Raw genomic sequence first — 23,330 nt, 5'->3', positions numbered from 1 at the left:
CAACGCCCCGGCACTGCCGGGGCGTTGTTTTTTCAGCGGCTGCCGCCGGCCGTGATGCGCTCCAGCGCGGCTTTCAACTGCGCCGGCGGCAGGTAACCGCCGAGCTGGGTGCCGTCGGCGGCGAAGATCGCCGGGGTGCCGTTGACGCCCATCTGCTGGCCCAGCTTGTACTGCATGGCCACCGGGTTGGTGCAGTTCTTCGCCGCCACCGGCGTGCCGGTCTTGGCCGCGGTCAACGCCTGCTTGCGGTCGGCTGCGCACCAGACCGAAATCATGTCGGTGTAGTCCTGGCTGCCCAGGCCCATGCGCGGGAAGGCCAGGTATTCCACCGTGACGCCCTGCCGGTTGAGCTCGGCGATGTCCTGGTGCAGCTTGCGGCAGTAGCCGCATTCGATGTCGGTGAACACGCTGACGGTGTACTTGGCATTGGGCGCGGCGAACACGATGCGCTCGTTGTGCGGCACCTGCGCCAGCAGCTTCTGGCGGTAGGCCAGCAACCCGGGGCTGCTGACCGGGGCCTTGTTCTGGATGTCGTAGGGCTGGGACTGCATCAGGTAACGGCCATCGTCGGACACATACAGCACCTGCCCGGACACCAGGACTTCACGGAAACCCGGGAACGGCGCCGCGCCGATGTAGTCCGGCTTGAAGTTGGGGTCCAGCTTCAGCAGGGCCGCGCCTACGCGCTGGTCGGCAGTGCCGGCCGCGGGCGCGGCGGCGGCCTTGCTGGTGGCGGGCGCGGACGGTTGCTGCGCGCAGGCAGTCAGGCTGAGCGCGCCAAGGAAGGCGGCAAGGGCGACACGGAGCATCGAGCATTCCGGTGGGGAAGAAGGTAAGCGCGATTCTCGCACAGCCACCCTGTCACCCGGCTGCACCACCGCCCAGCCGGCCGGCCTCAGCCGCGCGGATGATGGCGGGCGTGCAGCTTCTGCAGGTGCTCGCGGGCGACCAGGGTGTAGATCTGGGTGGTGGACAGCGAACTGTGGCCCAGCAGCATCTGCAGCGCGCGCAGGTCCGCGCCCCGGTTGAGCAGATGGGTGGCGAAACTGTGGCGCAGGCCGTGCGGGCTGATCCGCACCGGATCGATCCCGGCCAGCACCGCGTACTTCTTCACCAGCGCCCAGAACTGCTGGCGACTGAGCGGGTGCAGCGACGGTGCCAGGAACATCGGCACCGCACCGTCCTGGGCCACCGGCACCGGCCGCTTGCCGGCCAGCTGCGGCCGCGCCTGCGCCAGGTAGCGTTCCAGCCAGTGCTGGGACTCCTCGCCCAGCGGCACCAACCGCTCCTTGCTGCCCTTGCCGGTCACCCGCAGCACGCCCTGGCGCAGGTTGACCGCATTGGCCGGCAGCTGCACCAGCTCGCTCACCCGCAGGCCGGCGGCATACATCAGCTCCAGCATGGCGCGGTCGCGCAGGCCGATCGGATCGGCGATGTCCGGCGCGGCCAGCAACGCATCGATCTGGCTTTCGGCCAACGCCTTGGGCAACAGCCGCGGCAACCGCGGCGGGTCCAGCAGCGCACTGGGGTCTTCGCTGCGCCGCCCCCGGCGCACCGCATCGGCGAAGAACGCGCGCAACGCCGACAGCAGGCGCGCGTTGCTGCGCGGCGACCAACCATGCCGCGCGCGCCAGGCCAGGTAGTCGAACAGACCGGCGCGGTCGACCCCGTCCAGGCCGCCGCCGGCCCCATCGCGCCAGCGCGCCAGCCCTTCCAGGTCGCGCCGATAGCTGTCCAGGCTGGCCCGGGCCAGGCCTTGTTCGGCCCAGATCGCATCGAGGAAACGCTGGATCGCCGCATTGTCGGCATCGCGCAGCGGCGGCAGCTGCTGGACCCGTTGGCGGCGCTGTGCAGGGGTGGAGGCATCGGACATGCCATCAGCATACGGAGCCTGCCGCGCGGCGGCCATCGAACCGGCGCGGCGGCGCAGGTATGCTCGGCGCATGCCCACCGCCACGACAGCCGCCGCCCCCCCCGACCGCCCCGCCGCGCTGCTGGGCTGGCGGCTGCTGGCCCTGCTCTACGACTTTTTCCCGGCCCTGGCGCTGTGGATGCTGCTCGGCGCGCTGTTCACCGCCGGCTATACCCTGGCCGGTCACGCCGAGCGCGACAACATCGCCCCGTTCAGTGCCCTGCAATGGCTGCTGTGGCTGTGCTGCTGGGGCGTCACCGGGCTGTACGCCACGCTCAGCTGGCGCCGCGGCGGCCAGACCCTGGGCATGCGCCCCTGGCGCCTGCAGGTAACCGACGCCGACGGCGGCGCCCCGACCCGCCGCCAGCTGTGGCTGCGCTACAGCGTGGCTACCCTCTCGCTGCTGCTCGGCGGCCTCGGCCTGTGGTGGGCCCTGTTCGACGGCCAACGCCTGACCTGGCATGACCGCGCCAGCGGCACGCGGATACGGCGCCTGCCCAAGCGGTGATCGCGGGAATGCCGACCCTGGGACGGCATGCAGCGACGACCGGCGGTCGTCGCCTACCTGCCATCCTCCAGGCGCCGCCGCGCTCTACCGCGCCTTACCCCGACTTGCGCCGGAACAGCATCCCCGACACGGCCAGCATCACGATCGGCGGCAACGCATAGGCCAGGCGGTAGTCGAACTTCAAGGCACCGGCCATGCGCCCGAAGAACAGCTGCAGCAGCCAGAACCCCAGCGCGAACAGGATGCCCAGGAACAACCGCTTGCCCATGCCGCCGCTGCGCAGCGAACCGAACGCGAACGGCACCGCGGCCAGGCACAACGCCAGCACGTTGACCGGATAGAACCAGCGGCTCCAGTAGATGTCCTCGTAATCGCGCGCATCCAGCCCGTTGCGCTTGCGGTACTCGATGCTGGTGCGCAGATCCATCGCGGTCAGGTTGCGCGGCTTGGACAGCCCGCTGGCCAGCGCGGCCGGATCCAGCTGCGTCTGCCACGGCTCCGATTCCACCGTCTGCCGCGTGGCCGAACGTTCGCCGAAGGTATCGCGGCGCACCTTGTTGAGCACCCAGCCGCTGTCGCCATGCTCGGCGCTGCCGGCATAGGTCAGCGAGGCCAGCTGCCCGTCCGCGCCGATCTTGTACAGGCGCACATCGCGCAGCACCAGGCGCGTGCCGCCGCCGGGCTGCAGCAGCTCGTCGCCGCTGCCGGCACTGAGGAAGGTATCGCCCTCGCGCGCCCACAGCCCCGAATACCGCGACGCGGCCAGACTGCCGCCGGACTTGGCGCTGAGCTTGATGTTGTCGGCCCGGCTCTGCGCCCACGGCGCCACCACTTCGCCACTGAACACCATCACCGCGGTCAACAGCGACAACGCGATCGCCACCGACACGCTCAGGCGTTTGCGCGACAGCCCCAGCGCGCGCAGCGCGGTCAGCTCGGAGGTGGCCGCCAACTGGCCCAGGCCCATCAGCGAACCGATCACCGCGGCGGTCGGGAAGAACGTATAGGCGCGGCGCGGCACCGTGTACAGCACCCAGGCCGCAGCATGGCCCAGCGTATAGCCGCCCTTGCCGACGTCCTTGAACTCGCCGGAGAACGCCATCACCACGTCCAGCCCGACCAGTACCGCCCAGGTCAGCAGCACCGTGCCGAACACCGCCCGGCCCAGGTAGAGGTCAAACCGCATCGGTCGAAGCTTCATGCGGTCCTCCGCGGGCGCGACAGCTTGCCATCGCGCAGATACATCCAGATGGCCAGGCCCAGCAACGGCAGGCTCAACCACCACAGGCCCAGCGTGCCCGACAGCTTGCCGTCGGCGATCCAGCGGGTACCGATGAACATCAGGTTCATGCCCACCATGTAAGCCAGGAAGGCCAGCATCATCCGCCCGTAACGCTGCTGCCGCGGCGAACTACGCGCCAGCGGCAGGGTCATCAGCGCGAACGCCAGCGCGATCAGCGGCGGGGTGATCCGCGAATGCAGCTGCGCCTGCGCGGCCGGCCGCGGGTCACCGAACAGCTGTGCGGTGGGCAGCAGCTCCGGGTCGTCCTTGTCGCGCGTCTGCGCGCCATCGGGCATGGCCACATCGTTGCGCGCGAAGGTCATCAGCTTGTAGTCCAGCGCCCCGTTGGCCGGGCCCTCGACCTGGTGGCCGTCTTCCAGCTCCAGGTAGCGCTGGCGCGCGCCCTCGAAGAACATCCGGCCACGGTCGGCCGACACCACTTCGATGCGGTCGTCCTTCTGCCGCTGCAGGAACACCTTGCCCAGCCGGGTGCCATCGGGCGATACCGAAGACAGGTAGACCACCCCGCCATTGGGCAGCGAGGTGAACTTGCCCGATTCCAGCCCGGCCATCACCACGCTGCGGTTGGCCTCCTCGATCATCGCCTCGCCGGTGCGGTCGGCCCAGGGGCCCAGCCACAGCGAGCACAGCCCGATCAGCACGATCACCGGCAGCACCAGCATCAGCACCGGGCGCAGCAGCCGTTTGGGCCCCACCCCGATGGCGGTCAGCACGGCCATTTCCGAGTCCCGGTACAGCCGCGCGGTGGCCAGCAGCAGGCCCAGCATCAGCGCCAGCGGCAGGATCAGCGGCATGTAGACGATGAACTGCAGGCCCAGCTGGGAGAACAGCAGGCGGGCCGGCAGGCGGCCGTCGGCGATGTTGCCCAGGATGTCCACCAGGACACCACCGACGCTCACCACCAGCAAAACGATCAGGGTGGCCAGGAAACTCTGGACGAAATCACGCAGGAGATAGCGATCGAGCTTCGACATGGGGCGGTGGTTTAAACTCTCGGATTCGTTCGCGGTGCTGCCCAGTCTACTGACGGGACGTAAACAGCCCGCGATTGTACGGATTTGCCAACGGAATCTGATCAATGGCCCTGGAATTCACCCTGAACCACGTCGCGCCGGCCTCGGCCGAGTGCGATTGCGTCATCGTCGGCGCCTACGCCGACCAGTCCCTGAGCCCGGCGGCGCAGGCCCTGGACGCCGCCAGCGGCGGCCGTCTGGCCAGCCTGGTCGCCCGTGGCGACGTCGGCGGCAAGACCGGCAACACCACCCTACTGCACGACCTGCCCGGGGTGACAGCCCCGCGCGTGCTGGTGGTCGGGCTGGGCGAGCCGGCCAAGTTCGGCGTGCCGCAATACCTCAAGGCGGTCGGCGATGCCAGCCGTGCGCTGAAGAGCGGGGTCAACCACCACGCCCTGTTCACCCTGAACGAAATCCCGGTCAAGGGCCGCGATGCAGCCTGGAGCATCCGCCAGGCCATCATCGGCGCCGACCATGCCGCCTACCGCTACAGCGCCACACTGGGCAAGAAGAAGGCCGACGCCCCGGGCCTGACCCGGCTGGCCATCGCCGGCCAGGACACCCAGGCGCTGGCCCAGGGTCAGGCCATCGCCGCCGGCGTGCAGTACGCCCGCGAGCTGGGCAACCTGCCGCCGAACCTGTGCACCCCGGCCTACCTGGCCGAATCCTCGGTCGCCTTCGCCCAGGCCCATCCCGGCGCCGAAGCGGAAATCCTCGACGAGCACCAGATGGAAGCCCTCGGCATGGGCTCGCTGCTGGCCGTGGCCCGCGGCTCGGCCAACCGCCCGCGCATGGTGGTGCTCAAGTGGAGCAACGGCGGCGACGCCAAGCCCTACGTGCTGGTCGGCAAGGGCATCACCTTCGATACCGGCGGCGTCAACCTGAAGACCCAGGGCGGCATCGAGGAAATGAAGTACGACATGTGCGGTGGCGCCAACGTCATCGGCACCTTCGTCGCTGCGGTCACCGCCAAGCTGCCGTTGAACCTGGTGGTGGTGGTGCCGGCGGTGGAAAACGCCATCGACGGCAACGCCTACCGCCCGTCGGACGTGATCACCGCGATGTCGGGCAAGACCATCGAAGTGGGCAACACCGATGCCGAAGGCCGCCTGATCCTGTGCGATGCGCTGACCTACGCGCAGCGTTTCGAGCCGGCTGCGCTGATCGACGTGGCCACCCTGACCGGTGCCTGCGTGGTCGCCCTGGGCCACCAGACCGCCGGCCTGATGAGCAAGCACGACGACCTGGCCAACGAACTGCTGGCCGCCGGCGAGCATGTGTTCGACCGCGCCTGGCGCCTGCCGCTGTGGGACGAGTACCAGCCGATGCTGGATTCGACTTTCGCCGACGTCTACAACATCGGCGGCCGCTGGGCCGGTGCGATCACCGCCGGCTGCTTCCTGTCGCGCTTCACCGAAGGCCAGCGCTGGGCCCACCTGGACATCGCCGGCGTGGCCAGCGATGAAGGCAAGCGCGGCATGGCCACCGGCCGTCCGGTCGGCCTGCTGAGCCAGTGGCTGCTGGACCAGGCCGCGCGCGCCTGATGCCGTGCCGATCGGGGCTGCCGCCAGGCGGCCCCGATCACGCCCGGCCTGGCGCCGGGCCTCCCCTTTCGTTCCAGGCCTGCCCATGTCCCGTGCTGATTTCTACCTGATCGCCAAGCCCCGTTTCCTGACCGAGCCATTGCGCCTGGTCTGCGAACTGGCGCGCAAGGCCAACGACGCCGGACTGTTCACCCTGGTGCTGGCCCGCGACCAGGCCCAGGCCGAGGAACTGGACGAGCTGCTGTGGTCGTTCGACGACGAGGCCTACATCCCGCACCAGATCGCCGGCGAGGACATGGACGAGGAAGAAGCCCTGGTGCTCATCGCCGTCCCCGGCACGCCGGCCCCGGCGCGCCCGCTGGTGATCAACCTGCGCGACGATCCCTACCTGGCCGACTGCGACCGCGTGCTGGAAGTGGTGCCGGCCGATCCGCAGGCGCGCGAACCGCTGCGCGAACGCTGGCGCCAGTACAAGGCCCTGGGCTTTGACCTGAACAAGTACGACATGTAGCCCGACGCCGGCCCCCCTTGATGGGCGGCCCCGGCGCCCTGATCCTTCTACGATTGCCTTCCGGTTCCCCCGCATGACCCAACTCGCCTCCAGCTACGACCCGAAAACCTTTGAAACCGAGTTGTACGACTCGTGGGAGAAGGCCGGCCATTTCAAGCCGTCCGGCAAGGGCGAGCCGTACACCATCCTGCTGCCGCCGCCGAACGTGACCGGCACGCTGCACATGGGCCATGCCTTCCAGCAGACCCTGATGGATGCGCTGGTGCGCTACCACCGCATGCGCGGCTACGACACCCTGTGGCAGGTCGGCACCGACCACGCCGGCATCGCCACCGAGATGGTGGTCAGCCGCAACCTGGCGCTGGAAGGCAAGGGCGAGACCCGCGATTCGCTGGGCCGGGAGGGGTTCATCGGCAAGGTCTGGGAGTGGAAGCAGCAGTCCGGCGACACCATCGAACGGCAGATGCGCCGCCTGGGCACCTCGGCCGACTGGTCGCGCAGCACCTTCACCATGGACCCGCAGCCATCCGAAGCGGTGATCGAGGCCTTCGTGCGCTGGCACGAGCAGGGCCTGATCTACCGCGGGCAGCGGCTGGTCAACTGGGACCCGGTGCTGAAGACGGCCATTTCCGACCTGGAAGTGGAGAGCGCCGAGGAAGACGGTTTCCTGTGGTCGATCGCCTACACGCTGGATGAGGGGCTGAGCTACGAACACGTCGAGCGTGACGCCGATGGGGTGGAAACCCTGCGCGAAACCCGTGATTACCTGGTGGTCGCCACGACCCGCCCGGAAACCCTGCTGGGCGACACCGCGGTCATGGTGCACCCCGAAGACGAGCGCTACGCGCACCTGATCGGCAAGAGCGTGGTGCTGCCGCTGACCGGCCGCCGGGTGCCGGTGATCGCCGATGACTACGTCGACCGTGCGTTCGGCACCGGCGTGGTCAAGGTCACCCCGGCGCACGACTTCAACGATTACCAGGTGGGCGTGCGCCACGGCCTGCCGATGATCAACCTGTTCACCCCGGTGGCCGCGATCAACGACAACGCGCCGGAACGCTTCCGGGGCCTGGACCGCTACGATGCGCGCAAGGCCGTGCTGGGTGAGCTGGAAGACCTGGGCATCCTGGTCGAAACCAAGGCACACAAGCTGCAGGTGCCGCGCGGTGACCGTACCGGCCAGGTGATCGAGCCGTACCTGACCGACCAGTGGTTCGTGAAAATGGACGAGCTGGCGCGTCGTGGCCTGGAGCTGGTCGAGGGTACCGATGGCAAGCCGGGCGCGATCGGTTTCGTGCCGCCGAACTGGATCAATACCTATCGCCACTGGATGGGCAACATCCAGGATTGGTGCATCAGCCGCCAGCTGTGGTGGGGCCACCGCATCCCGGCCTGGTTCGATGCCGCCACGGGCGCCTGCTACGTGGGCCGCAGCGAAGCGGAGGTGCGCCAGAACAACGCGCTCGGCGCGCAGGTGGTGCTGAACCAGGAAAGCGACGTGCTGGAGACCTGGTTCTCCTCGCAGCTGTGGCCGTTCTCCACCCTGGGCTGGCCCAACCCGCAGGCGATGGCCGAGCGCGGTTTCGACCGCTACCTGCCGTCGTCGGTGCTGGTCACCGGTTTCGACATCATCTTCTTCTGGGTGGCACGCATGATCATGGCCACCGACAACCTGACCGGGAAGATCCCGTTCAAGGACGTCTACTTCACCGGCCTGATCCGCGACGGCCAGGGGCAGAAGATGTCCAAGAGCAAGGGCAACGTGCTCGATCCGCTGGACATCATCGATGGCATCAGCATCGACGACCTGGTCGCCAAGCGCACCGGCGGGCTGATGCAGCCACGCATGGTGGAGAAGATCGAGAAGGCCACGCGCAAGGAGTTCCCCGCGGGTATCGCCGCCCACGGCGCCGATGCGCTGCGCTTCACCATCGCCGCGCTGGCCACCCACGGCCGCGACATCAAGTTCGACATGAGCCGCGCCGAGGGCTACAAGAATTTCTGCAACAAGCTGTGGAACGCCAGCCGTTTCGCGCTGATGAATACCGAAGGGGCAGCCTTCACCGGCGTGCCGAGCCCGCGCACCGATGCCGAGCGCTGGATCCTGGCGCGCCTGGCCGCGGTGTCGGCCGAAGCGCAGGGCCATTACGCCAACTACCGCTTCGACCTGCTGGCGCAGTGCCTGTACGAGTTTGCCTGGAACGAGTTCTGCGACTGGTTCCTGGAACTGAGCAAGCCGGCACTCAACGCCGGCGATGCCGCCGATGCGCACAGCACCCGCCACACCCTGCTGTACGTGCTGGAAGCGCTGCTGCGCCTGCTGCACCCGCTGACCCCGTTCATCACCGAGCAGCTGTGGCAGCAGGTGGCCCCGCGCCTGGGCCTGGCCGAAACCACGCTGTCGCTGCGCCCCTACCCCACCGCTGCCGAGTTCCAGGGCGATTTCGCCCAGGCCGAGGCCGATGTGGAATGGCTCAAGGTGGTCATCAGCGCCCTGCGCCGGGTCCGCAGCGAACTCAACGTGGCCCCGTCCAAGCTGGTCCCGCTGCGCCTGCTGGGCGGGCTGGAACTGGACCGTGTACGCGTGCAGCGTTACAGCGCATCGCTGTCGTTCCTGCTGAAGCTGGACAGCATCCAGTGGCTGGACGATGCCGCCGGCACGCCACCGGCCGCGACCGCCATCGTCGGCGAGCTCAAGCTGCTGGTACCGCTGGAGGGCCTGGTCGACCTGGGTGCCGAGCGTGCCCGCCTGGACAAGGAAATCGCCCGGGTGGAGTCGGAGAAGGAAAAGAGCGAAACCAAGCTGTCCCGGTTCACCGACAAGGTGCCGCCGGCGGTGATCGAGCAGGAGCGCGTGCGCCTGGTCGAATGGACCGCGCAGCTGGCCGGGCTGGTCGAGCAGCGCGCCAAGCTGTAAGCGCGGCGCGGTTTGTCCGGGGGTACCGGCCGATGGTCGGTACCTGTCGGGCGGGCCACCGGCGCGTACCCGTCGGCTGGGCCGATACCTGCAGCCCTCCATGGGGTGGCGCCACCGGGTGGGGGCCGTTGCCGATATACATCGCCTGACACACGGTTTTCCATCTGCGGCATGATGCGCATTCGCCCATGGAATGCGTGCCTACCGACACGATGTCGCCCTCCATTTTCTGCACCGTGCTGCTGGCCGCCCTGTTGCATGCCAGCTGGAACGCAATCGTCAAACGCGGCAGCGATACGCTGCTGACCACGATCCTGGTCACCGGCTCGGCGGCGCTGATCGCGGCGATCATGCTGCCCTTCCTGCCCGCGCCGTCGTCGCGCAGCTGGCCGTGGCTGGCCGCATCCACGTTGCTGCAGGTCATCTACTACGTCCTGGTCGCGCGCACCTACCGGGTGACCGACATGAGCGCGTCCTACCCGCTGATGCGCGGCTGTGCGCCGATCGCGGTGGCGCTGGTCGGTGCCCTGCTCCTGGGCGAATCGTTGCCGGCGGTCGCGTGGTGCGGCATCGCGCTGATCTGCACCGGCATCCTGTGCATGGCCCGCGGCAGCGCGCGCCAGCACCTGTGGCTGCCGCTGCTCAATGCCGGGGTGATCGCCACCTACACCCTGGTCGATGCCTGGGGGGCGCGCCAGTCCGGCGCCGCGCTGAGCTACACGCTGTGGCTGTTCCTGCTGTCCGGGCTGCCGCTGCCGGTGTGGGCGTTGTGCACGCGCGCGCCACGGCTGTGGACCTACGCCAGGGGCAACTGGGGATTGGGCATCATCGGCGGGATCGGCACGCTGACCTCGTATGGGTTGGCGCTGTGGGCGATGACGATCGCACCGGTGGCGATGATCTCGGCGCTGCGCGAAACCTCGATCCTGTTCGGCATCCTGATCTCCGCGTTCGTCCTGCACGAGCGGGTCACCCGACCGCGCTGGATCGCGGCGGGGTTGATCGTAGCGGGCGCGGCGGTGTTACCGGTGGCGTGATGCGGATCAAGGCGGTCGTGTTCGACCATGCCGCTCCCGCGTTCGCATTTGTGATGGACGGCACCGGCAATGACGCCAATCGCAATGCTGTTGTTCGCCTTTGAGCGGGTCGGCCTTGCCGCGCACGATTTGACGTTATCGGCCATGGCAGTCCCGGCCTTGCATCCGCATACTCTGGGCAGGCGGGCTAGGCAGGTGCGCAGTAGTATTCCCCATCCCGGCGACAACGGAGGTCCAGCGTGTTCAAGTTCGATGGTCTGTTCAAGAAAGTGACCGCACCACTCAGCGCCCCCGCCGAGCGCCCCGACTGGCCGCTGTGGTTCGATGACTATTCATTCGGCGCACGCTGCTACAACACGCTGCGCTGCAGTACCGTCTTTGCGCGGAAAGAGCATTCTCTGCGTCTCGATAGGCCCTCCGGTCAACCTCATGCACCAGACTGGAAAGACAAATGGGAAGCCTCCTTCGGCAGCGGCGGCGACTTCAAGCGCCATGGCTTCCCCAGCCCGGTGGAGATCCGCTGGACGGCCCTGGACGGCATCGAGCGCGGGGTGGTGCTGGATCTGGACGCGGTATTCCCTGAGCGTTTGATCCTGCACAAGGTGCCGCGCGAAGAGGTGCGGGAAGATTGGCCGACGTCGCGCTCATTGCGGCGTGTTGAAATCCTGCTGGAAGTCAATGACCGCACGCTCAACGTATATATGCGGGCCTGGGTGGTCACCAAGCATCTGCTGGATCGTGCCAATCCACACAGCGATAGTCGCCGGGACCTGATGCTGGCCTGGACCCACACCTATGCCGAGGGTGTGCGCGATGCCGGCTGATCAGCCGTCCCCGGCCGCCCGCCCCCCTCCACGGGTGGTGATACGCATGGGCGCCGATGGGCTGCCGATGGATGATGTGCCACATTTCAGCGCCGACCAGACCCATCTGCACAGCTATACGCAGGCCTCCGAGGCACTGTCGCGCTTCAAGGCGCCAATCCTGTTCGACCGCGCCGATCCACACTCGCATTTGATCGTGGCTTTGATGGACGGCACCGGCAACGATGTCGAGCAGGATCCGGTGCATGCCACCAACGTCGCTCGGTTCCAGGATCAAATTGAAGATTTGAAGCTGGCGGGCGTAGAACGCATCCACGTCGAGTACACCGCAGGCCCGGGCACCCAGGCCAACCCACTGACCCGGACCCTGGACGGCGCGCTGGGGCGCACCAGCCTGGAACGCGCGGCAATGACCTATGACATGGTGCTGGAGCGTGCACAGACCATCTTCGAAGCCGACCCCGCCGCCAAACTCAGCCTGCACCTGGAGGGCTTCAGCCGCGGCGCCAGCCAGGTCCCGCTGCTGGCGCGGATGATCGAGCAGCACGGCATACCGGATATGAAAAGCGCCACGCTGTTGCGCGGTGCCGACGGCGAGCTGCACCCCATGTACACCCGCTACCACAAGGCCCCCGGCCTGACCCCGATGTCGGTCGGCCTGTACGACCCGGTGCCCACCGGCTATATGGAGCTGATGGACCGCCGCCTGCCGCCCTCGGTGGTGTCCGGCTTCCAGATCAGCGCCGCGCATGAGCGGCGCGGGCTGTTCCCGGCCGACCAGATCCTGCCGCAGGGCATGTCCGAAGATGGCCGCTTCCTGCAGGTCAGCGTGGCCGGTGCGCATTCGGATATCGGCGGCAGTTACCTGCGCGGCGGGCTGGGGGTGCGCAGCCTGAACCTGATGACCGACTACCACAATGCCCTGCTCAGCGAGCCGCTGCTGCAGCGCGTGCACGAACCGCAGGACCCGCGGATCAACGTGGTGCACCACTCCGAGCAGGGCAACCTGCTGTTCCGCCTGGCGCCGAAGGTAGAGCGCGCCGCACTGGCCGGACAGATCCACCAACTGGTGGCCGACCCGTCGCGGCACAGCCCGCCCGGGGCGGTGGTGGATCTGCCGGTGCAGCGCCACGCGCCGATGCGCACCATCCTCGAACAGGCCATCGGTGCGCGCCAGGATGTGGGCCGGACCGCCGCGCCAGCGGCCCCGTCAAGCAACGACGGGGAGGCACTGGTAGCGCGGCTGCGCGGCAAGGGGTTCGACCCGCTGCCCTATCAAACGCCGCTGCTGGAGCGTCCCGGCGTGCGCATGGCCGCGGGGCTGGGCGCGCTCGGGGTGGCCACCAGCATTTACGACGCCCGCCACACCGCCCACCGGGTTGGTCTGTTGTACGGGCAGAGCAATCCCGACGGCGCGCAGGCCGAACTGAACCAGTACATGGGCCGTGGCATGGGCGGCTGGTCGGGCGGGGCCGCGGCCGGCGCCGCGGCCGGCAGCGGCACCGGGCCGGGCGTGCTGGTGTTCATCGCCTACGGCGCGCTGCTGGGCGGTACGGTCGGTGAGAAACTGGCCGAGCGCTGGGACCAGTACCGGATCTTCAACCAGAGCGACCGCGAGCACGTTGCCTGGTCGTTCAACGGGTCGCAGTGGACCCGCGAGGAACTGGCCGACCTGTCCGGCACTGGCACTGGCAATACCGACGCCGCAGGCGCGTCGGCCGACGCCCGCCCGCAGCGGTTTTCGGCGTTGCCGGAGAAAGCCTCGGAATTGAATTACCTGGCCAGCAACCGGGCCGCGGCCCTGGCGATGGGCGATGCGCCCCGGCCGATGGACCCGTACAGCCTGCCGACCACCGCGGCCGACCGCCCCAGCCTGCGCCCGGCCAACTGGGAGCAGGACCCTCATACCAGCCAATGGTCGCGGCTGGTGGCGGCCGGTTACATGGAAAAGGGCGTCCCCTATTACGAGCGCGAGGATGCCAGCACGCAGCGGGCGGCCGAACTGGACCGGCTATCGGCGCAGGTGGTGGAGAGCAACGTGGCCCAGAGCAGCGCGGCCATTGCCGCGCGCTACGAGGCGGTCTACACCGCCCAGGACTGGCAGCGCCACGGCTGGGTGCCGCCGGCGATCCAGGCGGCGCTGGATGCCGAGGCGCTGGTCGCCTCCGATGGCCGGCAGTACCAGCGCGGCGCCGATGGCCATTGGCGCGACGGCGAGCGCCCGGCCGAAGGCAATCTGCGCCGCGAGCTGGACGCCACCCATGCCGTGCTGCAACCGGCACTGGCCGAACACCGCGCGCAGATCGCCGCGATTGAACTGCCGGCGCCGCTGAGTGAACGCGAGCAGGAGCGGGCCGACCTTGCCGCCACCTATCTGCAGCATGGGGTGCAGCCGTTCCCGCAGACCCTGGATGCGGCCCTGGAGGCGGTCGAGAAGACCCGCGCGGCGCACGGCATCGCGGCGGGGACGACTTCGTTGGCGTTGGAGCCACGCGGGGACGGCAGCTGGGACGTGGACAGCCCGATCGTGCATCTGCAGCGTGTTGATGGCGTGGTGGTCAAGGCGGCGGCAACCAGTACCGCGGAACTACGTGAGTCGCTGCAGGCGCACCAGGTCGCCCTGCCGACAACGACTACGGAGGCCACACAAGCGCAGGCCGCCACGAATGCGCACACTCCGCCCATCGTGCCGGCATCGGCCTCCAGCGTAGAACAGACACCTCCATCTGCACACATCGAGCAAGCCACCCATGAGTTGACCGCGCCGTTGGCTGGCAGGCAGGAGGCACCGTTAGCTGAGTCCACACAACAGGACGTCGTGGGTGGCCCGATGATGCCCCTGCATCCTGCTCACCCCGACCACGCGCTGTACCAGCAGATACGCGACGGTGTGGCGGCGCTGGATGCCAAGCACGGACGCGGTTTCGATGCGGTCAGTGAGCGGATGACTGCCAGTCTGCTGGTGCTGGCCAAGGCCAACGATCTGGACCGGGTGGATCATGTGCTGCTGAGCAATGCCACGGCCGATAAAGGCGCCGGGTATACCGTGTTCGTGGTCCAGGGCGCGCTGGACAACCCGGCCCATCAGCGTGCCGCCATGCCGACCGAACAAGCCGTGCAGACACCGGTGGACGACTCCATGGAGCAACTGGACGTGGTCAGCCGGGAACAGAAGCAACGGGCACAGGCGCAGTTGCTGGAGCAACAGATGCACGATGAGCGCGAACAGCAGGCGATCCAGGTCGCCGCGGCCAGCGCGGGCGGATGAGCCTGGGCACCCGTGCGGTCGCCGCTCATCGCTCCACGCTACGGATCTGCGCTGCGATCTGCATGATCCATGCATCCGGCGCCGCTACAGCGGCGGCATCGTCTGGATGTCCCCGTCCACCAGTTCCATCGCCATCACCAGCGCATCCTCGCGGCCCTCGCGGGCCGGGTAATACCGTGGGCGGCGGCCGATCTCGTTGAACCCCTCGCTGTGGTACAGCGCCACCGCCGGCGTATTGGACGGCCGCACTTCCAGGAATACCCGCTGCGCGCGATGCTCGCGCGCCAGCGCCACCAGCGCGCGGAACAGATAACGCCCCAGCCCGCACGACTGGCGCTGCGGATCCACGCATACATTCAGTACGTGCGCCTCATCGGCGGCCAGGCTCAACACCCCGTAACCGATCAGCGCGCCGTCGTCTTCCAGCGCCAGTGCCGGGTAGCCGGCACGCAGACAGTCCACGAAAATACCGCGCGTCCATGGAAACGGATAACCGCGCAGCTCGATCTCCATCACCACATCCAGGTCCGCCTCGCGCAACGCACGCAGCGACAGCGGGCGCGGTGAACTGACCGCACTCACGGCCGGCCCCGCTTGCGCAGGGCCCGCAGCTGCGGCCACAGCGCGCGCTTGGCGGCCGCGTTGCCGCGCAATTGGTCCAGATTCCAGCCGGCCATGAGCGCCTGGGTGTCCGGCTCGGACGGGTTGCAGCCCGATGCGCGCAGCAGCGCGATCTGCAGGCGGTCGGGCATGCGGACCGCCGGGCGCCGGGCGCCACTGCCACGCTCGGGCAGCACCGCCGGGGCGGCAGCGGCCGGCGCCTCGGCACTGGCCGGTGCGCTGCGCCGCGGCGGCGCGGCGCGCGGGGCGCTGTCGGTCGCTGCCGGCGAATGCGGCGGCGCGGCCACGGCGACCTGTACTTCCATCGCCGCCACCGGGGCGACTTCCTCGATCTGCCCGTCCACGAACACGGTGTAGCCCATCGCCTGCAGCCACGACTGCTGCGCCGGGGACCACAACGGCGGCAGGGCCGGCGTGCTCACGCGCCCGGCTCGGCCGTCTTGCGCACGCGCTGCCACAGCCAACAGCCCGGCCCGGACAGCGCGTAGACGAAGCCCACCGCGAACAGCACGCGCGGCAGGTCGATGACCATGATCGCAATGGCGATCGGCACCAGCGCCAAGGCCAGGAACGGCACCCGGTCGGCGCGCGGGCCCTTTTCACCGCTGCCCTTGAAGCTCCAGAAACGGATCCGGCTGACCATCAGCAGGGCGGCCACCAGGGTCACGCCCAAGGCCACATAGCGCAGTTCGTTGCCGTCCCAGCCCAGGTTGCCATCGGCGAAGGCCCACACGAAGGACATCATCAACCCGGCCGCGGCCGGGCTGGCCAGGCCGATGAACCAGCGTTTGTCGACCACGCTGACCTGGGTATTGAAGCGGGCCAGGCGCAGCGCCGCGCAGGCCGCATACAGGAACGCCACCGCCCAGCCGACCCGGCCGAGCACCGGATCGTCGAATTTCAGCCATGACAGCGACCAGTGGTACATCACCAGGGCCGGGGCCATGCCGAAGCTGACCAGGTCGGCCAGCGAGTCGTACTGCACGCCGAATTCGCTGCTGGTGCCGGTCAGCCGGGCCACGCGGCCGTCCAGGCCGTCCATGACCGCCGCGACGAATACCGCGATGGCGGCATTGACGAAGTCGCCGTTGGCCGCGGCGATGATCGCGTAGAAGCCGGCGAACAGGCCTGCGGTGGTGAACAGGTTGGGCAGCAGGTAAATACTGCGCGAGCGCGGCGGGGGTTTCATCTGATCCATACCGGCCAGTTTAGTGGCTGCGGTGCCCTTTGGGGCAGTACCGTGCCGCAAGCGCCGGCGACCGCTGCCGCCGCCCGGGGGGCCGCCTGTCGCCAGCGGCTTGCCAGCGCCCGGCCGGGATGCTGCAATCGGCGGCCTGACCCGATGCCCGGAGTTGCCATGCGTGCCCTGCCCTCGCTGTGCTGCCTGCTGCTGCTCGCCAGCGCCAGTGCCCATGCCGGTACCGTCTACAAGTGGAAAGACGCCAATGGCGTGACCCAGTATTCGGAAAAACCCCCGGCCGGCCAGAAATACGAATCCCGCCAGGTCCAGGGCCGCGACCCGGCCCCGCGCAGCGAACCGGTCGCCGCCGCACCGGCCGAACCGGGCGAATGCACCACCGCGCGCAGCAACCTGGAGCTGCTCGACGGCACCGGGGTGGTGATGCAGGACACCAATGGCGACGGCAAGGCCGATACCCCGCTCAGCCCGGAACAGCGTGGCGCCCAGAAGGAACTGGCCACGGCGGCGATCAAGGCCTACTGCAAGCCGGCCGGCTGAGTCCGGCCGGGCCGTGCGGGCCCCTGCTTCGGACCTGATCGGCACCGTGATGGGCAGCGCGGCGGCAGGGCTGGCAGAATATCGGCTTCTGCCGTTCAGCGAAGCCGACGATGCGCCTCTCCCAGTTCCACCTGCACACCACCAAGGAAACCCCCAGCGACGCGGAGCTGACCAGCCACCGCTTGATGCTGCGCGCGGGCATGATCCGCAAGCTGGCCTCGGGGCTGTACATCTGGTCGCCGCTGGGCCTGCGCGTGCTGCGCAAGGTCGAGCGCATCGTGCGCGAGGAAATGGAACGCGCCGGCGCGGTGGAATTCCAGATCCCGACCATCCAGCCCAAGGAACTGTGGGAAACCACCGGGCGCTGGGAAAAGTTCGGCCCGCAGTTGCTGAAGATCAAGGACCGCAAGGAGCAGGTGTTCTGCTACAGCCCCACCGCCGAAGAGGCCGCGGCCGATTTCGCGCGCCAGGAGCTGTCCAGCTACAAGCAGTTGCCGGTCAATTTCTTCCAGATCCAGACCAAGTTCCGCGATGAGATCCGCCCGCGCTTCGGGGTAATGCGCGCGCGCGAGTTCCTGATGAAGGACGCCTATTCCTTCCACCTGCACGATGAGTGCCTGGTGCGCGAATACGAGAACATGAAGTCGGCCTACAGCCGCATCTTCACCCGCCTGGGCCTGGACTTCCGCATGGTGCAGGCCGATTCGGGCGCGATCGGCGGCGATGCGTCGCAGGAATTCCACGTGATCGCCGATTCGGGCGAAGACGCGCTGGTGTTCTCCACCGGGTCGGACTATGCGGCCAACCAGGAGGCGGCGGTGGCCGCAGCACCGGGCCCGCGCCCGGCTGCCAGCGAAGCCCGGCGCATGGTGGAAACGCCCACCCAGAAGACCTGCGAGGCGGTTGCCGCCCTGCTCGGCATTGGCCTGGAGCGCACGGTGAAGTCGATCGCGATCATGAGCGAGGGCGGTTTCGTGCTGGCCCTGGTCCGCGGCGACCACGACGTCAACGAGATCAAGCTGGGCAAGGTGGCCGGCCTGCAGGGCCACCGCATGGCCAGCGAAGCGGAGATCGCCGCGCACCTGGGCAGCGAGCCGGGCTTCCTCGGCCCGCTCGACCCGGTACTGCCGATCCGCATCGTCGCCGACCGCGACGTGGCGGCCATGGCCGACTTCGTGATCGGCGCCAACCAGGCCGGCCGGCATATCGCCGGGGTCAACTGGGGCCGCGACCTGCCCGAACCGGGCACACCTGGTACCGACGTGGCCGATATCCGCAACGCCAAGGAAGGCGACCGCGCCGCCGATGGCGGGCAGCTGAAGATCGCGCGCGGTATCGAAGTGGGCCATGTGTTCCAGCTCGGCCGCCAATATGCCCAGGCACTGAATGCCACCGTGCTCGATGAGAACGGCAAGGCGGCGGTGCTGGCGATGGGCTGTTATGGGATCGGTATCTCGCGCATCGTCGCCGCGGCGATCGAACAGAATCACGACGACGCCGGGATTATCTGGCCCGAAGCGATGGCGCCGTGGCAGGTGGTGGTGTGCGTGATCAACCCCAAGCAGGACGAAAGCGTCAGCGCCGCCGCCGCCGAACTGCTCGCCCAGCTGCAGGCCGCCGGCCTGGATGCCGCGCTGGACGACCGTGGCCTGCGCCCGGGCGCGATGTTCGCCGACATGGAACTGATCGGCGTGCCGCATCGGGTAGTGGTATCCGAGCGTGGCCTGGCCGCCGGCACGTTTGAATACCGCTCGCGCCGGGCCAGCGAGGCCGAAAGCCTGGACCGGCAAGCCCTGCTGGGCCGGTTGACGGGTTGAGCGGATGCCGGGTGCAATATCCCGGCATTTGGTTTGTGCGGCCGGTCGGGAATATCCGCGGCGGCGCTGTGCAGCATCGGAATGGAAATGTATGCTGTCGGCGACGCCAAGGACCGGCTCACCCCGTCCTTAATCAGATTTCGGAGTAGTTGAATGAGTATTGACCTGAGTGGCCTGTCCGCCAAAGAGCTGGGCGCCCTGATCAAGAACGCGAAAAAGCAGCAGACCATCGTGGCCAAGCGCCCGGCGGTGACCAAGGTGCGTGCGCAGCTGACCAAGCTGGCCAAGGCCCACGGTTATTCGATCGAAGAAGTGTTCGGCGGCACCGCCCCGGCCCGCGGCCGTGCGGCCAAGGCCACCAAGGCCCCGGCCAAGGCCGTGCGCAAGCTTGGCAAGGTGGCCCCGAAGTACCGCAACCCGGCCAACCCGAAGGAAACCTGGACCGGCCGTGGCAAGCAGCCGCGCTGGCTGGCCGCGCTGACCAGCAAGGGCAAGAAGGTCGAGGAGTTCCTGATCAAGAAGGCCTGAGCAGGCCTTGCTGGTCTGAACGACGCCGGCTGCGAAGCCGGCGTTTTTTTTCTTCTTCGCCTGGCATGCGCGGTGCCGGAACGAAGAGCGTCCGATCATGGGCCGGATTTGCCGACTTTCCATTCCGCACACTTGGAACTGTCCAGAGGAGGGTGGGCAACCCCATGCGGGACTGTCGAAAACATGGGTCCGGCGTATACGCCGGACGGGTTGGGCAGGATGCCCAACCCCGGCCTTGCCGGATGCGCAGGAAAGCGCGTGCGAGCAAGTTTTCGCCAAGCCCCCAGGGGTGAGGGCGGATTGCTTGCGAGGCACTGCCTCGCATTCGCCCGAACGCACAGCCGCCAGCGGCTGGGCCGGACCGCGGAGCGGGGTTTACGGCGTGTCCCGCATGGGGTTGCCCGCCCTCCTCCCGCGCGGAAGATCAAGACGCCGCTCTTCACCGTGCATCCATGCAGTTGCCGGCAAACACCGGTTGTTCAGAGATTCTTCCGCGCCGGAATCAACAGATTGCCGAACAGCAGCCCGGCCACCAGCGCCATCACCACGTTGAGCACGGTCATCAGCACCGTCTGGCCGGCGCTCATGTCCTGCTGCTGGACCAGGGTGAGCACGCCGCGCAGGCTGGTGCTGCCGGGCACCAGCATGATGATGCCGGGCAGGCGGATGATCGCGCCGGGGCGCTGCACCAGGCGGCCGAACAGATTGCCCGCGGCGGTCATCGCCATTGCCGACATGAAAATGCCGGCCGGCAGGCCCCAGGCCTGGCCGGCGAATTTTGAAATCGCATACCCGGCCACCGAGGCCGCCATCACCCACGGATAATCGCGGCGGTTGGCCTTGAACAGCATCGCGAAGGCGAACGCGGCCAGCAGCAGCGCGCACCATTCCACCCAGTCGGCCTGCGGGCGCGAAGCGCGCACATCCGGGTCCAGCCCGATGATGCCCGACAGCGTTACCGCGATCACCGCGCCCACCGTCAGTTTCAGGATGGTGGTGATCGCGCCGGCAAAGCGCGCCGTCCCGGACACCCAATGCTGGCTGGCCAGCTCGTTGACCGCATTGGTCAGCGACATCCCCGGCAACATCACCACCAGCGAGGCGATGATCACCGTATTGAGATTCAGCGGGCCCAGGAACGAGGCCACCAGCGCGGCCACCGTACCGGCCAGTAGTGCCGCCAGCGCTTCGCTGGCTTCGCGGCTGGCCGGGCGGCGGTCGGTATACAGCGTCATTACCCCGATCAGCAGGCCGATCACGCCAGCGGTGGCGATATCCAGCCACGGCAGTTTCCACAGGCCGGCCACGCCGGCCGCGCCCAGGCTGTAGGACAGGATCATGCGGATCTTGCCGCGGCGCCCCGGATCCTTGTCCAGTTGCCGCAGTGCGGTATGGCCCTGGGCGATGCTCATCGTGCCGTTGGCCACCGCGTCGGTGATCTGGTCGGCGATGCTGAGTTTATGCAGGTCGTTTTCACCGGGGGCCAGCCGGATCACGCGGGTGATGTCCGATGAACCGATCGCCTTGGTCGGGTCGCTGAAACTCAGGATCAACCCGGTCGGGTTCGACCAGGGCTCGCAATCCAGGTCCAGCCGCTGCGCCAGCGCCACCACGGCCGCCTCCAGGCGCTGGGCGGTGGTGCCATAGCTGTGCAGGCGCCCGGCGATCTCGGAAACGAACGCCACCCGCTGTGCGTAGGTGGCCTGGGGGGTTGCGATGGTGGCGGTATCGGCGGACATGCGACGTAGTATTACCCGAAGCCCGCCCCGGCTGAACAACCGTGTCGTCCTGCGCATACTTGCCGTCCACGCGGACAAGGTATGCTGCGTGCAGGACGCCCCCATGACGCCAGCCCAAGCCCCCCATCTCGAACTGGATGCGCAGGACCCCGGCCTTGTCCGGTTGTCCGGCCACTGGACCCTGCATACCGCGCTGGCCGCGGCCGAAGTGCTGCGCGGCATGCCCGAGGGGCTGACCGCGATCGACGCCAGCGGCATCACCCAGCTCGATTCGGCCGGCGTGCTGCAACTGCTGCGCGTGGCCCACCGCGCCGACCTGGCCGAAGACGCATTGAATTTCCGCGCCGATCACCGTGCGCTGGTCTGCACCATCGAAGAGGTCGCCGACGACCGGCCCAAGCCCAAGCGCGACTTCGGCGTGCTCGCCGCGCTGGAACGGCTCGGCGTCAGCGTGCATGGCATGGGCCACAACATCGTGGCGCTGGCCAGCTTCCTCGGCGAAAACCTGGTCAAGGGCGGCCGGCTGATCCGCGAGCCGCGTCGTTTCCGGCTTACCGCCACCGTGCACCACATGGAACAGGTCGGGCTGGACGCGGTGCCGCTGGTCGCGTTGCTGTCCTACCTGGTCGGTGCGGTCATCGCCTTCCTCGGCTCGACCATCCTGCGCGACTTCGGCGCGGAGATCTACGTGGTCGAACTGGTCAGCATCGCCTTCCTGCGCGAGTTCGCGGTGCTGTTGACCGCGATCGTGCTGGCCGGGCGTACCGCCAGTGCGTTCACCGCGCAGATCGGCTCGATGAAGGCGCGCGAGGAAATCGATGCGATCCAGACCCTGGGCCTGGACCCGGTCGACCTGCTGGTCCTGCCGCGCCTGATCGCCTTGCTGGTGACCCTGCCGCTGCTGACCTTCGTTGCGATGGTCGCCGGCCTGGCCGGCGGCGTCACCGTCGGCGCGTTCGACCTGGGCATTCCGCCGCAGATGTATATCGCGCGCATGCACGACACCATGGAAGTGCGCAACATGCTGGTCGGCCTGTCCAAGGCCCCGGTGTTCGCCCTGGTGATCGGCCTGATCGGCTGCCTGGAAGGGCTGAAGGTGGAAGGCACCGCGCAGTCGGTCGGCGAGCGCACCACCTCCAGCGTGGTGCAGGCCATTTCGCTGGTGATCATCATCGATGCGTTCGCCGCCCTGTGGTTCATGAAGATGGGCTGGTAGCGATGAGCGCCGACACCGACACCGCTACGGTCACCGACGACAGCACCGCCGACGCCGCCGGCCTGGCCATCCGCGTGCGCGGGCTGAGCAACCGCTTCGGCAGCCAGACCGTGCACGATGGCCTGGACCTGGACGTGCGCCGCGGCGAAATCCTCGGCGTGGTCGGCGGCTCGGGTACCGGCAAGTCGGTGCTGATGCGCAGCATCCTGGGCCTGCGCACGCCCGATGCCGGGCAGATCGAAGTGCTCGGCGTGGACGCGCGTTCGGGCAACCGCGCCGACCGCCTGCATATCGAGCGCAATACCGGCGTGCTGTTCCAGGACGGCGCGCTGTTCTCCTCGCTGAGCGTGGGCGAAAACGTACAGGTGCCGCTGAAGGAACACCACGGCGAACTGCCCGAACGCTGGCATTACGAACTGGCGCTGCTCAAGGTGAAGCTGGCCGGCCTGCCCGCCGATGCGATCAACAAACTGCCCTCGCAGCTGTCCGGCGGCATGCGCAAGCGCGCCGGCCTGGCCCGCGCGCTGGCACTGGACCCGCCGCTGCTGTTCCTGGACGAACCCACCGCCGGGCTGGACCCGATCGGTGCGGCCGCCTTCGACCGCCTGATCAAGACCCTGCAGGAAGCCCTGGGGCTGACCGTGCTGCTGATCACCCATGACCTGGATACGCTGTATGCCATCTGCGACCGGGTGGCGGTGCTGGCCGACCACAAGGTGATCGCCAATGCGCCGCTGCACGAGATCGAGCAACTGGACCACCCGTGGATCCAGGAGTACTTCCACGGGCCACGTGCGCGTGCTGCGCGACGTACGAAGAACGAGACCGAGTAAG

Annotated in this window: 20 protein-coding genes; 12 read left to right on the top strand and 8 right to left on the bottom strand. The window is 68.3% G+C overall.

What is annotated here, in order from left to right:
• Positions 1-32 precede the first annotated feature (32 nt).
• Together AC3ITM_RS03085 and xerD are read right to left on the bottom strand one after the other, a co-directional pair.
• Positions 33-809 carry a DsbC family protein gene (locus AC3ITM_RS03085; RefSeq protein ID WP_228885685.1) on the bottom strand — a complete coding sequence of 259 codons (777 nt, stop codon included), beginning with the start codon at positions 807-809 and terminating at the stop codon, positions 33-35.
• Positions 810-895: 86 nt separating this feature from the next.
• Positions 896-1,873, bottom strand: a complete 978-nt coding sequence (gene xerD, locus AC3ITM_RS03080; protein WP_489270014.1) for a site-specific tyrosine recombinase XerD — start codon at positions 1,871-1,873, stop codon at positions 896-898.
• Between the two features lie 70 nt (positions 1,874-1,943).
• On the opposite strand from xerD, the gene AC3ITM_RS03075 reads away from it, so the two are divergent.
• Positions 1,944-2,420: an RDD family protein gene (locus AC3ITM_RS03075; protein WP_489268359.1), complete on the top strand. Its 477-nt coding sequence runs from the start codon at positions 1,944-1,946 to the stop codon at positions 2,418-2,420.
• 94 nt (positions 2,421-2,514) lie between these two features.
• Here the strand turns inward: AC3ITM_RS03075 and lptG are convergent, their stop codons facing one another.
• Positions 2,515-3,621, bottom strand: a complete 1,107-nt coding sequence (gene lptG, locus AC3ITM_RS03070; protein WP_228885687.1) for an LPS export ABC transporter permease LptG — start codon at positions 3,619-3,621, stop codon at positions 2,515-2,517.
• On the bottom strand, positions 3,618-4,697 hold the full coding sequence (gene lptF / locus AC3ITM_RS03065) for an LPS export ABC transporter permease LptF (RefSeq protein ID WP_228885688.1): 1,080 nt from the start codon (positions 4,695-4,697) through the stop codon (positions 3,618-3,620). The genes lptG and lptF overlap by 4 nt, the downstream gene beginning before the upstream one ends.
• Before the next feature lie 104 nt (positions 4,698-4,801).
• Here lptF and AC3ITM_RS03060 point away from each other — a divergent pair, with 104 nt between their 5' ends.
• From AC3ITM_RS03060 to AC3ITM_RS03035, 6 genes are all read left to right on the top strand, one after another.
• Positions 4,802-6,280 (top strand): leucyl aminopeptidase, encoded by a 1,479-nt coding sequence (locus AC3ITM_RS03060; protein ID WP_489268357.1) that lies wholly within the window; start codon positions 4,802-4,804, stop codon positions 6,278-6,280.
• A gap of 85 nt (positions 6,281-6,365) precedes the next feature.
• Positions 6,366-6,791: a DNA polymerase III subunit chi gene (locus AC3ITM_RS03055; RefSeq protein WP_489268355.1), complete on the top strand. Its 426-nt coding sequence runs from the start codon at positions 6,366-6,368 to the stop codon at positions 6,789-6,791.
• 73 nt (positions 6,792-6,864) lie between these two features.
• The gene (locus AC3ITM_RS03050) at positions 6,865-9,708 is read left to right on the top strand and encodes a valine--tRNA ligase (RefSeq protein ID WP_489268353.1); all 2,844 of its coding nucleotides are present in this window, start codon (positions 6,865-6,867) and stop codon (positions 9,706-9,708) included.
• A 212-nt stretch (positions 9,709-9,920) separates the two neighbouring features.
• Positions 9,921-10,745, top strand: a complete 825-nt coding sequence (locus AC3ITM_RS03045) for an EamA family transporter (protein ID WP_489268351.1) — start codon at positions 9,921-9,923, stop codon at positions 10,743-10,745.
• A 239-nt stretch (positions 10,746-10,984) separates the two neighbouring features.
• Positions 10,985-11,569, top strand: a complete 585-nt coding sequence (locus AC3ITM_RS03040; protein ID WP_489268349.1) for a hypothetical protein — start codon at positions 10,985-10,987, stop codon at positions 11,567-11,569.
• 67 nt (positions 11,570-11,636) lie between these two features.
• Positions 11,637-14,837 carry an XVIPCD domain-containing protein gene (locus tag AC3ITM_RS03035; RefSeq protein ID WP_489268347.1) on the top strand — a complete coding sequence of 1,067 codons (3,201 nt, stop codon included), beginning with the start codon at positions 11,637-11,639 and terminating at the stop codon, positions 14,835-14,837.
• A gap of 84 nt (positions 14,838-14,921) precedes the next feature.
• Here AC3ITM_RS03035 and rimI read toward each other — a convergent pair whose 3' ends face one another.
• From rimI to pssA, 3 genes are read right to left on the bottom strand one after another with little or no spacing between them, the layout of a single operon-like run.
• Positions 14,922-15,419 (bottom strand): ribosomal protein S18-alanine N-acetyltransferase, encoded by a 498-nt coding sequence (gene rimI, locus AC3ITM_RS03030; RefSeq protein ID WP_489268346.1) that lies wholly within the window; start codon positions 15,417-15,419, stop codon positions 14,922-14,924.
• A complete protein-coding gene (locus AC3ITM_RS03025; protein WP_489268344.1) occupies positions 15,416-15,880 on the bottom strand; it encodes a hypothetical protein in 465 nt (154 codons plus the stop codon). Before AC3ITM_RS03025 ends, rimI begins: the two co-directional genes overlap by 4 nt.
• The gene (gene pssA, locus AC3ITM_RS03020) at positions 15,877-16,656 is read right to left on the bottom strand and encodes a CDP-diacylglycerol--serine O-phosphatidyltransferase (protein ID WP_489268342.1); all 780 of its coding nucleotides are present in this window, start codon (positions 16,654-16,656) and stop codon (positions 15,877-15,879) included. The genes AC3ITM_RS03025 and pssA overlap by 4 nt, the downstream gene beginning before the upstream one ends.
• A 159-nt stretch (positions 16,657-16,815) precedes the next feature.
• Here pssA and AC3ITM_RS03015 point away from each other — a divergent pair, with 159 nt between their 5' ends.
• The 3 genes from AC3ITM_RS03015 to AC3ITM_RS03005 all read left to right on the top strand — a co-directional run bounded on the left by AC3ITM_RS03015 (position 16,816) and on the right by AC3ITM_RS03005 (position 19,541).
• Positions 16,816-17,196, top strand: a complete 381-nt coding sequence (locus AC3ITM_RS03015) for a DUF4124 domain-containing protein (RefSeq protein ID WP_489268340.1) — start codon at positions 16,816-16,818, stop codon at positions 17,194-17,196.
• Positions 17,197-17,306: 110 nt separating this feature from the next.
• Positions 17,307-19,013, top strand: coding sequence for a proline--tRNA ligase (locus tag AC3ITM_RS03010; RefSeq protein ID WP_489268338.1), 1,707 nt, complete (start codon positions 17,307-17,309; stop codon positions 19,011-19,013).
• 153 nt (positions 19,014-19,166) lie between these two features.
• Complete coding sequence (locus AC3ITM_RS03005) at positions 19,167-19,541, top strand: H-NS histone family protein (RefSeq protein WP_228885698.1); 375 nt, start codon at positions 19,167-19,169, stop codon at positions 19,539-19,541.
• Between the two features lie 479 nt (positions 19,542-20,020).
• Here AC3ITM_RS03005 and AC3ITM_RS03000 read toward each other — a convergent pair whose 3' ends face one another.
• Positions 20,021-21,280, bottom strand: a complete 1,260-nt coding sequence (locus AC3ITM_RS03000) for a threonine/serine exporter family protein (protein WP_489268335.1) — start codon at positions 21,278-21,280, stop codon at positions 20,021-20,023.
• Positions 21,281-21,383: 103 nt separating this feature from the next.
• Here AC3ITM_RS03000 and AC3ITM_RS02995 point away from each other — a divergent pair, with 103 nt between their 5' ends.
• Entirely contained in the window at positions 21,384-22,496 is a 1,113-nt protein-coding gene (locus AC3ITM_RS02995) for an ABC transporter permease (RefSeq protein WP_489268333.1), read from the top strand.
• Between the two features lie 2 nt (positions 22,497-22,498).
• Positions 22,499-23,329, top strand: coding sequence for an ABC transporter ATP-binding protein (locus AC3ITM_RS02990; protein ID WP_489268332.1), 831 nt, complete (start codon positions 22,499-22,501; stop codon positions 23,327-23,329).
• The last annotated feature ends 1 nt before the right edge of the window (position 23,330 follow it).

Source organism: Stenotrophomonas sp. KH_029 (assembly GCF_057839765.1).
The sequence above is the reverse complement of the archived record's forward strand: the minus strand, read 5'-3'. Positions and strand labels throughout refer to the sequence as shown.

Bases quoted from the DNA above. Each gene is read 5' to 3' on its own strand.
- AC3ITM_RS03085 (WP_228885685.1), bottom strand. From the start codon at position 809: ATGCTCCGTGTCGCCCTTGCCGCCTTCCTTGGCGCGCTCAGCCTGACT.
- xerD (WP_489270014.1), bottom strand. From the start codon at position 1,873: ATGTCCGATGCCTCCACCCCTGCACAGCGCCGCCAACGGGTCCAGCAG.
- AC3ITM_RS03075 (WP_489268359.1), top strand. From the start codon at position 1,944: ATGCCCACCGCCACGACAGCCGCCGCCCCCCCCGACCGCCCCGCCGCG.
- lptG (WP_228885687.1), bottom strand. From the start codon at position 3,621: ATGAAGCTTCGACCGATGCGGTTTGACCTCTACCTGGGCCGGGCGGTG.
- lptF (WP_228885688.1), bottom strand. From the start codon at position 4,697: ATGTCGAAGCTCGATCGCTATCTCCTGCGTGATTTCGTCCAGAGTTTC.
- AC3ITM_RS03060 (WP_489268357.1), top strand. From the start codon at position 4,802: ATGGCCCTGGAATTCACCCTGAACCACGTCGCGCCGGCCTCGGCCGAG.
- AC3ITM_RS03055 (WP_489268355.1), top strand. From the start codon at position 6,366: ATGTCCCGTGCTGATTTCTACCTGATCGCCAAGCCCCGTTTCCTGACC.
- AC3ITM_RS03050 (WP_489268353.1), top strand. From the start codon at position 6,865: ATGACCCAACTCGCCTCCAGCTACGACCCGAAAACCTTTGAAACCGAG.
- AC3ITM_RS03045 (WP_489268351.1), top strand. From the start codon at position 9,921: ATGTCGCCCTCCATTTTCTGCACCGTGCTGCTGGCCGCCCTGTTGCAT.
- AC3ITM_RS03035 (WP_489268347.1), top strand. From the start codon at position 11,637: ATGGATGATGTGCCACATTTCAGCGCCGACCAGACCCATCTGCACAGC.
- pssA (WP_489268342.1), bottom strand. From the start codon at position 16,656: ATGGATCAGATGAAACCCCCGCCGCGCTCGCGCAGTATTTACCTGCTG.
- AC3ITM_RS03015 (WP_489268340.1), top strand. From the start codon at position 16,816: ATGCGTGCCCTGCCCTCGCTGTGCTGCCTGCTGCTGCTCGCCAGCGCC.
- AC3ITM_RS03010 (WP_489268338.1), top strand. From the start codon at position 17,307: ATGCGCCTCTCCCAGTTCCACCTGCACACCACCAAGGAAACCCCCAGC.
- AC3ITM_RS03005 (WP_228885698.1), top strand. From the start codon at position 19,167: ATGAGTATTGACCTGAGTGGCCTGTCCGCCAAAGAGCTGGGCGCCCTG.
- AC3ITM_RS03000 (WP_489268335.1), bottom strand. From the start codon at position 21,280: ATGTCCGCCGATACCGCCACCATCGCAACCCCCCAGGCCACCTACGCA.
- AC3ITM_RS02995 (WP_489268333.1), top strand. From the start codon at position 21,384: ATGACGCCAGCCCAAGCCCCCCATCTCGAACTGGATGCGCAGGACCCC.
- AC3ITM_RS02990 (WP_489268332.1), top strand. From the start codon at position 22,499: ATGAGCGCCGACACCGACACCGCTACGGTCACCGACGACAGCACCGCC.